The sequence below is a fragment of the Mesorhizobium sp. BAC0120 genome, assembly GCF_033542235.1.
Taxonomy (GTDB): Bacteria; Pseudomonadota; Alphaproteobacteria; order Rhizobiales; family Rhizobiaceae; genus JAWRCU01.
In genome coordinates, this window is the sequence record NZ_JAWRCU010000018.1 from 94,093 (window position 1) to 107,648 (window position 13,556).

General features: G+C 63.2%; 10 protein-coding genes. 6 read left to right on the forward strand and 4 right to left on the reverse strand.

Going from position 1 to position 13,556, the window contains the following annotated elements:
* The first annotated feature begins 169 nt into the window (after nucleotides 1-169).
* Both SAZ10_RS28275 and SAZ10_RS28280 read left to right on the forward strand, forming a co-directional pair.
* Entirely contained in the window at nucleotides 170-1,009 is an 840-nt protein-coding gene (locus SAZ10_RS28275) for a GNAT family N-acetyltransferase (RefSeq protein ID WP_318612807.1), read from the forward strand.
* A 52-nt stretch (nucleotides 1,010-1,061) separates the two neighbouring features.
* Complete coding sequence (locus SAZ10_RS28280; protein ID WP_318612787.1) at nucleotides 1,062-1,409, forward strand: MmcQ/YjbR family DNA-binding protein; 348 nt, start codon at nucleotides 1,062-1,064, stop codon at nucleotides 1,407-1,409.
* Between the two features lie 268 nt (nucleotides 1,410-1,677).
* On the opposite strand, the gene SAZ10_RS28285 is transcribed toward SAZ10_RS28280, so the two are convergent.
* On the reverse strand, nucleotides 1,678-1,962 hold the full coding sequence (locus tag SAZ10_RS28285) for a hypothetical protein (RefSeq protein WP_318612788.1): 285 nt from the start codon (nucleotides 1,960-1,962) through the stop codon (nucleotides 1,678-1,680).
* A gap of 190 nt (nucleotides 1,963-2,152) precedes the next feature.
* Nucleotides 2,153-3,055 carry an alpha/beta hydrolase family protein gene (locus SAZ10_RS28290; RefSeq protein ID WP_318612789.1) on the reverse strand — a complete coding sequence of 301 codons (903 nt, stop codon included), beginning with the start codon at nucleotides 3,053-3,055 and terminating at the stop codon, nucleotides 2,153-2,155.
* Between the two features lie 229 nt (nucleotides 3,056-3,284).
* Here SAZ10_RS28290 and SAZ10_RS28295 point away from each other — a divergent pair, with 229 nt between their 5' ends.
* The 3 genes from SAZ10_RS28295 (at nucleotide 3,285) to SAZ10_RS28305 (ending at nucleotide 6,652) form a co-directional block, all read left to right on the forward strand.
* Nucleotides 3,285-4,058: an MBL fold metallo-hydrolase gene (locus SAZ10_RS28295; RefSeq protein WP_318612790.1), complete on the forward strand. Its 774-nt coding sequence runs from the start codon at nucleotides 3,285-3,287 to the stop codon at nucleotides 4,056-4,058.
* Between the two features lie 798 nt (nucleotides 4,059-4,856).
* Nucleotides 4,857-5,834 (forward strand): toll/interleukin-1 receptor domain-containing protein, encoded by a 978-nt coding sequence (locus SAZ10_RS28300; RefSeq protein ID WP_318612791.1) that lies wholly within the window; start codon nucleotides 4,857-4,859, stop codon nucleotides 5,832-5,834.
* Nucleotides 5,831-6,652 carry a hypothetical protein gene (locus SAZ10_RS28305; protein ID WP_318612792.1) on the forward strand — a complete coding sequence of 274 codons (822 nt, stop codon included), beginning with the start codon at nucleotides 5,831-5,833 and terminating at the stop codon, nucleotides 6,650-6,652. The genes SAZ10_RS28300 and SAZ10_RS28305 overlap by 4 nt, the downstream gene beginning before the upstream one ends.
* A gap of 155 nt (nucleotides 6,653-6,807) precedes the next feature.
* Here SAZ10_RS28305 and SAZ10_RS28310 read toward each other — a convergent pair whose 3' ends face one another.
* Complete coding sequence (locus SAZ10_RS28310) at nucleotides 6,808-9,105, reverse strand: NADP-dependent malic enzyme (protein WP_318612793.1); 2,298 nt, start codon at nucleotides 9,103-9,105, stop codon at nucleotides 6,808-6,810.
* Nucleotides 9,106-9,462: 357 nt separating this feature from the next.
* Here SAZ10_RS28310 and mutS point away from each other — a divergent pair, with 357 nt between their 5' ends.
* Nucleotides 9,463-12,201: a DNA mismatch repair protein MutS gene (gene mutS, locus SAZ10_RS28315; protein WP_412535312.1), complete on the forward strand. Its 2,739-nt coding sequence runs from the start codon at nucleotides 9,463-9,465 to the stop codon at nucleotides 12,199-12,201.
* 320 nt (nucleotides 12,202-12,521) lie between these two features.
* Here the strand turns inward: mutS and SAZ10_RS28320 are convergent, their stop codons facing one another.
* On the reverse strand, nucleotides 12,522-13,418 hold the full coding sequence (locus tag SAZ10_RS28320; RefSeq protein WP_318612794.1) for a DMT family transporter: 897 nt from the start codon (nucleotides 13,416-13,418) through the stop codon (nucleotides 12,522-12,524).
* Nucleotides 13,419-13,556 lie beyond the last annotated feature (138 nt).

A 13,556-nucleotide genomic window follows, 5' to 3' on the forward strand; every position in this document is an offset into this window, starting at 1 on the left:
CGGCTATCCACTGCCGGCCGTCCCTCTATTGCCCGCTGGTGCAGTTCACGTTACTGTCACAGTCCTGTTGCACTGCCTGCTTATCCCCCACATTGAGGGATGGCTCGAAGGAGAATCACTCGTGCAATCAGCACTGACGGAGCGAGACATTCGTCCAGCCGCCAACGCAATGCCACTGCTGAGCCGCAAGAGCGCGGGGATCGTTACGGGGGGCGCGCTCGGCAGGATAGGTCCCCTCGAAGTCCGCCTGGCGCGGGATGCTGCCGAGATAGCAGCCGCGCAGGAGGTGCGATTCCGCGTCTTCTATGAAGAGCTCGGCGCCAGGCGCCAGCTCGTCCATGCCATCGAGCAGCGCGACGCCGACCGATTCGATGATGTCTGCGACCACCTGCTCGTCTTCGACACTTCGCTGCCCGGCCCCGACACCAGTAAGATCGTGGGCACGTACCGGCTGCTGCGCCAGGAGCGGGCGGCGGTGGCCGGCGGCTTCTACTCGACGGACGAGTTCGAGCTGGACGCTCTGGTGGCGCGCCATCCGGGCGTTCGCTTCCTCGAACTCGGCCGCTCCTGCGTGCTCCCCGAATACCGCTCGAAGCGGACGATCGAAGTGCTCTGGCAGGGCATCTGGGCTTACGTCAATCATTACGAGATCGGCGTGATGACGGGTTGCGCCTCCTTCCACGGCACGGTGCCGGCGCGGCATGCCGAGGCGCTCTCCTATCTCGCGCATCATTGCCGGGCGCTTCCGCCATGGGATGTGCGCGCGGTCGAGGACCGCTACTGCGCGATGGACCTGATGCCGGCCGAAGCCGTCTCGATGCGTTCGGCCTTCGCCAGCATGCCGCCGCTGATCAAGGGCTATCTGCGCGTCGGCGCCAAGATCGGCGAGGGCTGCGTGATCGACCATGATTTCGGCACGACCGACGTCTTCATCGTCCTGCCGGTCACGGCGATCGTCTCGCGATACCTCACCTATCTCAACAACGAAGCCGAGCGCTTCGCCGCCTAGGGCATTTTTGCAGCCAACTGGATCGCTTGGCGTGGCACCGCAGGGGACAGCGATGTCCGACGATCTGTCCTCCGCTTTTGCGAAACTGAAGGCAGCGGCCGAAGGCCTGCCCGAAATCGAGGAAGGCACTTCCTACGGCACGCCGGCTCTGAAGGTGAGAAAGAAATTCCTTTGCCGGGTGAGGGATCCGGACACCGTGGTCGTCATGTGTCCGCTGGAGGAGAAGGAGGTGCTGATGGAGGCGGCTCCGCAATTCTACTTCGAGACGGACCATTACAAGGGCTGGCCCTCGATGCTGGTGCGAGTTCACGCAGTGCCGCTCGAGGAGCTGGCGCTGCGGCTCCGCCGCGCCTGGCTGATGCAGGCACCGAAGCGGCTGGTGAAGGGCTCAAGCGCTTGACGCCCCCTCTCCCCGTTTACGGGGAGTGGGTAAGGGTGAGGGGCGGCGCAAGCGTCTATCGGGACACTCCAAGCCAGCGCCTGCAGCTGATACGCGGCGAGCACCGGAATTCTGACAGGAACGGTGACATGGTGAGAGACGGGCGGTCGTATCCTGGCTTTCGAATAGCGCAGGTGCTGCATCATACTCTTCGACGGCAGCGCTGCCCCTCACCCTTACCCTCTCCCCGTAAACGGGGAGAGGGGGTCATTGGACGTTGAGGCTTCCATCACCCACCTTGCGGTTTCAACCAGCGATAGTTGAGTGCGGTTCGGGAGCGGATCCGGTACTTGACGGCCGGCACTGTGGGTTCGGGCGGAGCGATCTCGCCGAGCGCCTTGCGGGCGGCGGCAAGCCGCTTTTCCGCGTCCCTGATCTCTGCAATGAACTTGCAGGGGTCCGCGGGTTCGCAGCAATTGTCGTAGGCGGCCTGCCAGTTTTCCAGGTCGCGCTTTGCCCGCCTTAGCTGCTCGCGAAGCTCATATTGACGAGATTTCGGACCCGACCCAGCCATAGCGGGTTAACGTTGAGGAAGGTGAACGGTTCCAGGCCCGCCGTCGGAGGAGGACGGCGGGCCCCTTTCTTCCCGGCAGGTAGGGTGTGGAGCATGACCGGGAGATATGCCGATCGAACCGTCAGCAAACAGAATTGTTCCTGAGAGCTGCTGCCCGGGAGCTTCTACTTTCGGTCGGTGCGCCTGCAGCTCACACGCTGGCGAAGAAGCGGAGGCTTTCGGCGGTTTCGCCGGGAATGGCGGAGCTGTGGCTGCCCTCGATGATGCCGCGCTTCGCCTTGAGGCCGGCGGCCTCGGCCCGGTCGGCGATCAGGCGCAGCGCCGCATCCGTCTTTTTCTCTTCGCTGCCGTGCAGCATCAGCACCGGGCATTTGAAGCTGGTGGCGAACGACAGCGGCGAGCGCATGTCGAACTCTTGCGGCTCGGCGGTATCGAAGCGGATATCCTCCGGGAAACGCCGGAAGAAGGCGCGTGCATCGGGACTTGCGGAGAAGGCGGCCGCGGCGCGGAAAATGGGTGTGCTCATTGCAGCAAGCAGCGTCAGTGTTCCGCCGACGCTGTGACCGGCGAGGAACAGCCGCTCCCGGTCGACGCCGGGCTGAGCGCGCAGCAGCTCGGCCGCGGCGAGCACGTCCGACGTCTCGTCATAGAAGCCCGAGAAATAGCCGGGAAGCCCGTTTTCGGCTCTGACGGCCGGCATCATTGCGACATAGCCCGCCTCGACATAGGGCCGAGCCAGATCCCAGTGGCCCTGCCAGAGCGCGTTGCCGCCATGCAGGAACAGCACGGCCGGCCGTGAGGCTGTCGGACGGGAGCCGGTAGAAGGGGCAGGCTCGGCATTTTCCGAGATCCAGGCAGTCAGAGTAAGCTCACCCGACCGGTAGTCGAGCCGCCGGGCGCCCGGCGGTGCCGACAGCGGCTGCGGCTCATCGGGTGCTGGCCCCATCTTGACGAGATGCGTGCGGAAACGCTGGCGGGCCAGCGCGTAGTCCTCGCGGATCAGCTTGGGCTCGTCGGCCGCCGCGAGCGGTACGCCGGGCGGGAGCAAGGCCGCTGCCGCGGCCTGAAGCAAATGACGCCGGGTAGGGAGCATGGCAGGAGATCCCTTTTTCGATGGGACCGAAAAATCGACACCGCCGCGGATCAAAGGCAAATCAATTTGCCGCGCGGCGCAACTTCCCGAGCGCGGACGGGATGAAAGTCGAACGACGATCGTTCACATTCGGCACACGTATCGCGAGCCGCTTGCGCGACGGCGGCTCTGAAATAGTCTGCTCAGTGCACGCTCACTTGTGCGCCATTCACGAGAGGGAGGTCTTTGCATGCAATTCACACGACGCGACACGCTGCAGCTCGGTCTCGCCGGCCTGGCGGGCCTCTCCGCCACCAGCGTCATGCCGTTCACAGCCCGCGCTGAGGGCAAGGGCGACCGCTACAAGACGGATAGCGGCGAAATCGTCATCAGCCCGGTCCAGCATGCGAGCTTCGTGATGAGCACACCCGGCCTGGTGATCTGGAACGACCCGGTCGGCGGCAAGGCGCTTTTCGAGGGGCAGCCTGCTCCCGGCCTGGTGCTGATCACGCACGAACACCCGGATCATTTCGAGCCGGAGACGCTAACCGCCATCGTCGGCGCCGACACCAGGCTGGTAGTGAACCCGTCGGTGATGGAAAAGCTGCCGGCCGATCTCAAGGCCAAGGCGACCGCCATCGGCAACGGCCAGAAGACGGAAGTCGGCCCGGTCTCGATCGACGCCGTCCCGGCCTACAACACCACTGAGGATCGCAAGAAATACCACCCGAAGGGCCGCGACAACGGCTATGTGCTCGCAATAGACGGCCGCCGCGTCTACATCGCCGGCGACACCGAGGACACGCCCGAAATGCGCGCGCAGAAGGACATCTATATCGCCTTCGTGCCGATGAACCTGCCCTACACGATGGATATCGACCAGGCGGCCTCGGCCGTGGAGGCGTTCAAGCCGGCCTTCGTCTATCCCTATCATTACCAGGGACAGGATCCGAAGGCATTTGCCGACAAGGTGGCTGCAAAGACGAAGGATACGAAGGTGGTGTTGGGGAAGTGGTATTCGTGAGGGGGTGACGGTTTTCAGGTCATAACAGCGCCCGTAAACGTTGATCGTCGGCGCCGCCCTCACCTGGCTGCCGAGTTGCCGAAGGACGGCATCCTCTCCCGTTTCCTCGACAGGCTCGAAACGGGGAGGCACGACTGTCGCTCTGGTTTCGCCAATCGTCGTTGCAGAATGAGCGCCGTCGTGGCGGCCGGCTATCTTCTCCCCGTTTACGGGGAGGTGCACGGCAGGGCGACAAGGGGCAGCGCCAACGGCCAATTCTATGGACGTTAAAGTCCTGGGAAGCGGTCGCCGCGTCTGGCGAATGCTCTCCTTGTCGTAAATGACGTCGAGCCACCGCACGTGTTTCCAATAGTAGTTGACTTGGTCGGCATAGCTCGAGATCAGTGTCGGAAGCGCCTACGATTGGCTCCGCACGTGGGCTTGAGTTGCCAATCAGCTGAAAGGAAGTCTCTTCCTTTCTGCGCCCTTCTCCGGTTCTGGCACTCGAACCTGAGGCTCCGTTATCGCCAGAACGCCCGCCGACGCGTAGGCTGCAGCTGCAGCTGCGGAATCGTCAGAGATTATTCAACAGTGCACCGTCTCCAAACGCAAGCCTTGGAGGTCCAATTGCCTGTAAATAGAGGGTCGCTACCTAGCTGTATTAGACCGCTCTCATATTAGAAACTGTGCCTTGCGTAGATCAAGCACAGTTAATGGGCCACCTGAGATTGCGACTCGATTACAGTTACCTATACGATATGAATGGGGGACTACCTGCTGATTCTCGCGCCAAGAACATCTGCAGAGTGAAGAGGGGCCATGGTAACTAAGACATCGTCCAAGAAGGGTAGCGAGAGGAGAGCATCCAACAAAACCCCGCTAGCAACAAAAAGTCCGCAGCGATTTGAGGCCGCTAAGTTAGACTCCCTGTTTGTTGTGTTAGATGCGGTCGCTTGGTTGGACGCGCCTTCAAACGGACAGGTCGCTCAATTTGCTGGAATAGACCCACGAACGGCAGGCAAGCTCCTGAAGAATGCATGTCAGATTGGACTTGTCGAAAGGCTTGGGCTGATCGAGAGCACTGAGTCTGGTTACGCATTGGCTCTTCCGTACCCTTACAAGGGATCGCAGGAGCAGAAAGAAGCCGTAGTTAAAGAAGCGCTTGTTCGGCTTCCGCTCCTGACAGGAGTTCGGCAGTTCCTCAGACTAGGTGACAAGCTAGACATTGCCGTTCGCAAAGCGGCAACGATTGCAGGTATCACACCGTTTATTCCCGCTGATCTTAACCCGTTGGTTGAGTGGGCTCAGTCTCTTGGTGCGTTGCAACCAAGTCTGATCGCAGAGGATCTTGTAGACGCGGCCGAGACTAAAAAGGAGCAGCGTCACAAGGAAGACAGGAACCGACGCATTGCGTTCTTGTCACATAGTTCCATGGACAAGCCATTCATCCGACAACTGGCTGCCGACCTAACCGCAAATGGCGTTGACGTGTGGCTAGACGAGCAACGCATCCGCGTCGGAGACTCCATCCCGGAAAAGATCGCGCAGGGGTTGGCTGGTTCTGACTTTTTCCTGATTGCGACGAGTGAGTATTCCGTGAACTCATCGTGGGTTCAAAAGGAATTGAACAATGCGCTGGTAAATGAGGTACAACGAAGAAAAGTTCATATCTTGCCCTTGAAACTTGACACTACGCCTATGCCGCAGATCATCGCCGATAAGAAATATGCAGACTTCTCCAACTCTTATAAAGCTGGATTGGATGAGCTTCTCACAGCATTGAGGGGGGATGTATGAGTGCTGAGGAAAAGAAGACACGGCAGATGCCGAAAGGGGGGCGGAAGGGAGGTACAATCTTTCCACGGATAGCACTTCAAGATGCGGTAGGATATGCACGACGGCTGGTCAGCAAAACACATACGAGCCGACAGCCACGCGACGTGATCTATTCCGGCGTGGTGGGAGCCAAGGCTGGTATCGGGGATGTCCGCATCTCGGCTCTGAAACAGTATGGCTTCTTAGATGGCGACGCGAAGTCAGGCTACACTGCCGATGAGTTGGCTAAGAAGATTGTGGCCGCTCCGCCAGAAGAACTGCCTCACCTGTACGGGCAGGCCGTGCTGAAGCCGACTGTATTCAAAAGACTGTTTGATACCTTTCAAAGCGATACTGTCACAAGGGCCAAGTTGAAGCAGCGCGCCGCTGATCTTAAAGTCCACCCAGATGAGACAGACACCTGCGTGGAATTGTATGTCGCTAGTTTGGCAACAGCAGGTTTGGTGTCTGTGGACGGTGATCGCATAACGCACCTCGCGTCGGCCGACATGTCGGAAACAGCCGCGATTTCGGTCGTAACCGACGAAAACAACCAGTCCTTATCAAACAATTCGACAGTGAATTCGCCCGCGACCAGAATCGATGCGGGGTCCGATACTGAGGCAGCGGCCAGTGACATCGGCGAGGAAGACAAGAACGGCTTCCCGGTACCGCCCGGAAACTCGGCGCAGCCGGCACCACGGGCGAACTTCAATGTTAATGTAACACTCGATTCCAGCATGGATATCGAGAAGTTACAGAAGCAACTGGAGCTATTGAAGCGCTTCGGGGCAATATAGAGTAGCGGTATGTATTTTATGTCAGCGTCGAGCAAAAGCTCGACTACATGAATCAGCGCAGCCACGGGCAGTACAAATACGCCGGCGGGACAGCGCCCCCCTCTGTCCTGCCGGACATCTCCCCCTCAAGGGGGGAGATTGGCCAATCGCGGGCGTCACACCCCCGCGCTATACGCCGCGATCGCCGCCATGTTCACGATGTCGCTGTCTTTCGCGTTGAGGCTCACGATCTGAACCGGCTTGTTCAAGCCGACCAGCAGCGGGCCGATGACCGTCGAGCCGCCGAGCTCCTGCAGGAGCTTGGTCGAGATCGAGGCGGAGTGGAAGGCGGGCATGACCAGCACGTTGGCCGGGCCTGACAGGCGGCAGAAGGGGTACTGCCGCTTCATCAGCGCGTAATCGAGCGCGACGTCGGCGGCCATCTCGCCGTCGTATTCGAAATCGACGCGGCGCTTCTCCAGGATCTTGACCGCCTCCTGGATGCGCGTCGAGCGTTCGCCGGGCGGATGGCCGAAGGTCGAATAGGCGAGCATGGCAAGGCGCGGCTCGTAGCCCATGCGGCGCGCGAAACCGGCCGTCTCCTCGGCGATATCTGCGAGCTGCTCGGCACTCGGCATCTCATGAACGGCGGTGTCGGAGACGATCACCGTGCGACCGCGGGCAAGCACGATCGAGGCGCCGATGACGCAATGGCCGGGACGGTCGTCGATGACGCGGCGGAGGTCCGAGAGCGCGGTGGAATAGTTGCGGGTGACCCCGGTGACCACCGCGTCGGCATCGCCCAGCGCCAGCATGCAGGCGGCGAAATGGTTGCGGTCGTTGTTGATCAGGCGCTGCGCGTCGCGGAAGAGGAAGCCATGCCGCTGCATGCGCTCGTAAAGATAGTCGGTGTAGAAGGCATTGCGGCGCGACAGCCGCGCGTTGATGACCTGGATGCCCGGCCGCTCCAGGTCGAGCCCGGCAAGGCGGGCGTTCTCCTTGATCACGTCGTCGCGGCCGACCAGGATCGCCGTGCCGAGCCTCTGGTTCACAAAGGAGATGGCGGCGCGCATCACCTGCTCCTCCTCGCCTTCGGCGAAGACGACGCGCTTGGGCTGGCGGCGCACGCGGTCGTAGATGCGCTGGAGCGTGGAGGCGATCGGGTCGCGGCGCGCAGAAAGCTCGTTGGCGTAGGCGTCGAAATTGGCAATCGGCCGCCCGGCGACACCGCTCTCCATGGCCGCCTTGGCGACCGCCACCGGGATGTCGGTTATGAGGCGCGGATCGAACGGCACCGGGATGATGTAGGTCGGCCCGAATTTCGGGCGCACGCCGTGGTAGGCTGCGGCGACATCGTCCGGCACGTCCTGGCGGGCGAGCGCCGCCAGCGCCTCGGCCGCGGCGACTTTCATGGCGTCGTTGATGGTGGTGGCGCGCACATCGAGCGCGCCGCGGAAGATATAGGGGAAGCCCAGCACATTGTTGACCTGGTTCGGGTAGTCCGAGCGGCCGGTCGCCATGATGGCGTCGGTGCGGATGCGGGCGACCTCCTCCGGAGTGATCTCCGGGTCGGGATTTGCCATGGCGAAGATGATCGGGTTTTCCGCCATGGAAGCAACCATGTCAGGGGTGAGCGCGCCCTTGGCGGAAAGCCCGAAGAAGACGTCGGCGCCCTGCAGCGCCTCGGCCAGCGTACGGGCCTCGGTCTTTGCCGCATGCGCCGATTTCCACTGGTTCATGCCGTCCTCACGGCCCTGGTAGACGACACCCTTGGTGTCGCACAGGATGATATTCTCGGGCGCAAAGCCCATGGCCTTCACCAGCTCGATGCAGGCGATGCCAGCAGCCCCGGCCCCATTGCAGACGAGCCGGGTGTTCTTCATATCGCGGCCGGTGAGGTGCAGCGCGTTGATGAGGCCGGCCGTGGCGATGATCGCCGTGCCGTGCTGGTCGTCATGGAAGACAGGGATGTCCATCAGCTCGCGCAGGCGCTGCTCGATGATGAAGCAGTCGGGCGCCTTGATGTCCTCCAGATTGATGCCGCCGAAAGAGGGGCCGAGGAAGCGCACGCAGTTGACGAACTCGTCGATATTCTGGGTGTCGACCTCGAGGTCGATGGAATCGACGTCGGCGAAGCGCTTGAAGAGCACCGCCTTGCCCTCCATCACCGGCTTGGAGGCGAGCGCGCCGAGATTTCCCAGACCGAGAATGGCGGTGCCGTTGGAAATGACGGCCACGAGATTGCCGCGAGTCGTGTAGTCGAATGCCTTGGCCGGCTCCTCGGCGATGGCCTTCACGGGCACGGCGACGCCGGGCGAATAGGCAAGCGACAGGTCGCGCTGGGTCGCCATGGGCTTGGTGGCGACGACCTCGATCTTGCCCGGCCGGCCCATGGCATGGAACTCCAGGGCCTCCTCGGCGCTGACGGACGGACCGGAATTCTCCGGCTTGTTCGGTCTCTGGGCGATGTTCACGGCGGTTCCTCCCACGTGAGGCCGCTTGGACCGGCCTGATCGCTTATTTTGTGGAGCGTTCGGGAATAAGGCTACACTTCGGACGAGTAAAGCGCCAAGGGGAAAGCTCACGGCGGTCGAGCGAGCTGGAACCCCTCATCCGTCTCGGCGCTGCGCGCCGAGCCACCTTCTCCCACAAGGGGAGAAGGGAGAGGCCTGCAGATGCGGCTCTGCAAATCGCGGACGTTGGCGATTTGCAGCGAAGTCGATGCCAGCGTCCCCTGCTCACCTCGTGGGAGAAGGGGGCGCCGAAGGCGACGGATGAGGGGTGTGACGCGAGCCGGACCGATCAGATCGAGCTCTAGCAGGCACGGCAGCATGGACATGCGTTCGGGAAACGGAGAGGTGGACACCCCTTCCCCGCAAGGGGGCGGCGGAATTGCGCTTGTCGCGGCCGGCGCGACGCCGATGATGGAGCAATATATCGAGATCAAGGCGGCGAACCCGGACTGCCTGCTCTTCTATCGCATGGGCGATTTCTACGAGCTGTTCTTCGACGATGCCGAGCTGGCGTCGAAGGCGCTCGGCATCGCGCTCACCAAGCGCGGCAAGCACCAGGGCCACGACATACCGATGTGCGGCGTGCCGGTGCATGCGGCTGACGACTATCTGCAGAAGCTGATCGCGCAGGGCTTCCGCGTCGCGGTGTGCGAGCAGCTGGAAGACCCGGCGGAAGCGAAGAAGCGCGGTTCGAAGTCGGTGGTGAAGCGCGACGTGATACGGCTCGTCACGCCCGGCACCATCACCGAGGAGAAGCTGCTCGCGCCATCCGAGGCGAGCTACTTCATGGCGCTCGGGCGGGTGAAGGGCGGCAGCGAAAATGCCTATGCTCTTGCCTGGATCGACATCTCGACCGGGACGTTTCGGGTCGCCGAATCATCGGAGGAGCGGCTCGCGACCGACATCTTCCGCGTCGACCCGAAGGAGCTGATCGTCGCCGAGCCGGTGTTCCGCGATGAGGCGCTCAAACCCGTCTTCGACATCATCGGACGCGTGGCAAACCCGCAGCCGGCAGCGCTGTTCGATTCGGCGACCGCAGCAGCACGCATTGCCCGCTTCTATGATGTCGCGACGCCCGACAGCTTCGGGGCCTTCTCGAGGTCGGAGCTGTCGGCGATCTCCGGCGCGATCGCCTATGTCGAGAAGACGCAGAAGGCGGAGCGGCCGCCGCTCGCTCGGCCGGAGCGCGAGGAGAACGGCGCGACGCTCTTCATCGATCCGGCGACGCGCTCGAATCTGGAATTGCTGCGCTCGATGTCGGGAAGCCGCGAGGGCTCTCTCTACAGGGCCGTCGACCGGACGGTGACCGGGGCCGGCGCGCGGCTGCTCGCGGAGCGACTGACGGCGCCGCTCACCGACCCGAGCGCCATCGACGCGCGGCTCGATGCGGTCGCCTTCTTCGCCGCCGACCCGGATCTCGCAGACCGGCTGCGCGAAAAATTGAAGGCCGCGCCCGACATCGCCCGCGCCTTGTCGCGGCTCGCGCTCAACCGCGGCGGGCCGCGCGATCTCGGCGCGCTGAAATCCGGGCTCGGCGCGGCGGCGGGAATCGCGGCGCTGCTCGACGGCGCGCTGCTGCCCCAGGAGCTTGTGGCCGCCCGAGCCGGGCTGGAGGCGCTGCCTGCGGGTCTCTACGATCATCTCAGCCAGGCACTTGCCGAGGAGCTGCCGCTCTTGAAGCGCGACGGCGGCTTCGTGCGCGAGGGCTACAACGCCGAGCTCGACGAGATGCGGGCGCTACGCGACCAGTCACGTCGGGTGATCGCCGGCATGGAGCGCGACCTCATCGACGAGACCGGCATCCGCTCGCTGAAGATCCGGCACAACAACGTGCTCGGCTATTACATCGAGGTGACCGCCAACCATCAGGCGATCATGACCGGCTCCGATGCCGCGAAGGCGCGCTTCATCCATCGCCAAACGATGGCGAACGCGATGCGCTTCACTACGACCGAACTGGCGGAGCTGGAATCCAAGATCGCCAACGCCGCCGACCGGGCGCTTTCGATCGAGCTTGCGGGTTTTGACCGGCTGGTCTCGGAGGCAGTCGGCGAGGCCGAGGCGATCCGGAGGGCGGCGGAAGCGCTCGCGATACTCGACGTTTCGGCCGCGCTCGCCGTGCTGGCGCGCACCGAGAACTATGCGCGGCCCGTGGTCGATGATTCGCTCAATTTCCATATCGTCGCGGGGCGCCATCCGGTGGTCGAGCAGGCGCATCGGAGGCTGGCCACGGAGCCGTTCGTTGCCAATGACTGCGACCTCTCGCCGGAGGGAAACGGGCGCAATGGCGCGATCTGGCTGCTCACCGGCCCGAACATGGGCGGCAAGTCGACCTTTCTCAGGCAAAACGCGGTGATCGCGATACTCGCCCAGGCCGGCTCCTTCGTGCCGGCGACCAGCGCCCATATCGGCGTGGTCGACCGGCTGTTCTCGCGCGTCGGCGCATCCGACGACCTTGCGCGCGGGCGCTCGACCTTCATGGTCGAGATGGTGGAGACCGCGGCGATTCTCAACCAGGCCGGCGAGCGGGCGCTCGTCATCCTGGATGAGATCGGGCGCGGCACCGCCACCTTCGACGGGCTCTCCATCGCCTGGGCTGCGATGGAGTATCTGCATGAAAAGAACCGCTGCCGCGCGATCTTCGCCACGCATTTCCACGAGATGACCGCGCTGGCCGGCAAGCTGCCGCGCCTTCACAACGTCACCATGCGGGTGAAGGAATGGGAGGGCGAGGTCGTTTTCCTGCACGAGGTGGCACGCGGAGCGGCGGACCGCTCCTATGGCGTGCAAGTCGCTCGGCTCGCCGGATTGCCCGATGCGGTGGTACAGCGCGCCAAGGAGGTGCTGCACCAGCTGGAAACCAGCGAGACGTCAGGCAAGGCCGACCGGCTGGTGGACGACCTGCCGCTGTTTTCCGCGGCGATGCGTCGTGAGCCGGCAAAGCCCACGCAGTCGGACGAGCTCGCCAAGGCGCTCGCCGAGCTCAACCCGGACGAGATGACGCCGCGCGAGGCGCTGGATGCGCTCTATCGGCTGAAGGGGGTCGCGGGCGGGTAGGCTCGCCGTCCTGCGCTGTGCTGAATGAACGGCCAACGCGGTGTCCTTCAGCCCCCCCCTCTGTCCTGCCGGACATCTCCCCCTCAAGGGGGGGATTGCACAGCCGCTTGGACGGCGCCCGTTCTGAGACGATAGGCGATTGGCGAAATCATCGACGACAGCCAATCTCCCCCTTTAGGGGGAGATGTCCGGCAGGACAGAGGGGGGTTCACGGGCGCCACCCTTCCCGACTAACAAGCCGTCCGGACACACCTTGCGGCCACGCTAGATGTGAGCATTCTGCTATTCGCTAGACGCATGCTCCGGGGCAGCCCTATCTCTCAAGCCATCACTTGGCCGCGCCCCGGAATCGTCATCGCCGCAACGCCGGCGATGACGCAGGCAAAGCCGAGCCAGGCAGTCGAAGTCAGGCTCTCGCCCAGGAACAAGGCGCCGATTGCCACGCCGATGGGAACCCGCAGGTAGGACTGCGCCGTAATCCCCACCGAGCCGAGCGTCTGCACCAGCCGGAAATAGATGACGAAGGCAAGCGCGGTGGAGACGACCGCGAGTGCGAGCAAGGCGAGAATGGATGCCGCGGACGGGGCCAGCGTCCACGGATGATCGACAATCATGCTGGCGGGGATCAGGATTGCCGCCCCGCTGATCAGCGAGCCCGCTGCCGGCATGATCGGATCGAGGCCTTTGAAGCCCTTGCCGAAGATCGCTGCGCCCGCATAGCAGATGCTGGCCGAAACGATGGCGAGCTGTGCCGCCAGCTCACGCCCAACGCCGTGGAGCGCTTGCAGGCCGACGATGAGACAGGCTCCTCCCAGCCCGGCTGCCGTGCCGAACAGCTTGCGTCCGGTCACCGGTTCGTGGCGGGTGACGAGAACGGTCAGCAGAAAGGTGAAGATCGGGGTCGTGGCATTGAGGATGGTTGCCACGCCGGCATCGGTCGCCTGCTCGGCCCACGCGATCAGCGTGAACGGGATGACGCTGTTGAGGCACGCCTGAAACAAAAACCGCCTCCACGTCATCGCGTCCTTCGGCAGGCGAAGTCCGCGCCAATAGATGATGGCCGTCAGGAGCACACCGGCAACGAAGGTACGCGCAGCAATCAGCGTGACGGGCGGGATGGTTTCGACGCCGACCTTGATGAAGGTATAGGACGCGCCCCACAGCATGGACAATATCAGGAGCAGCCCCAGTTCCCTAGCGATGTTCGGCTTGTTCACCGGCTGCCCTCCGTGTGCGTTTGCCGCCTCCCTTAGCTGATCGCTCGCCCCGATGCTTCGGTATCGGCCGAACTGTGCCTTGACGATGCCCCGCCAAGAGCGTGCGGCTGATACGCGCTTGGCATGGCAGCTCGCTCG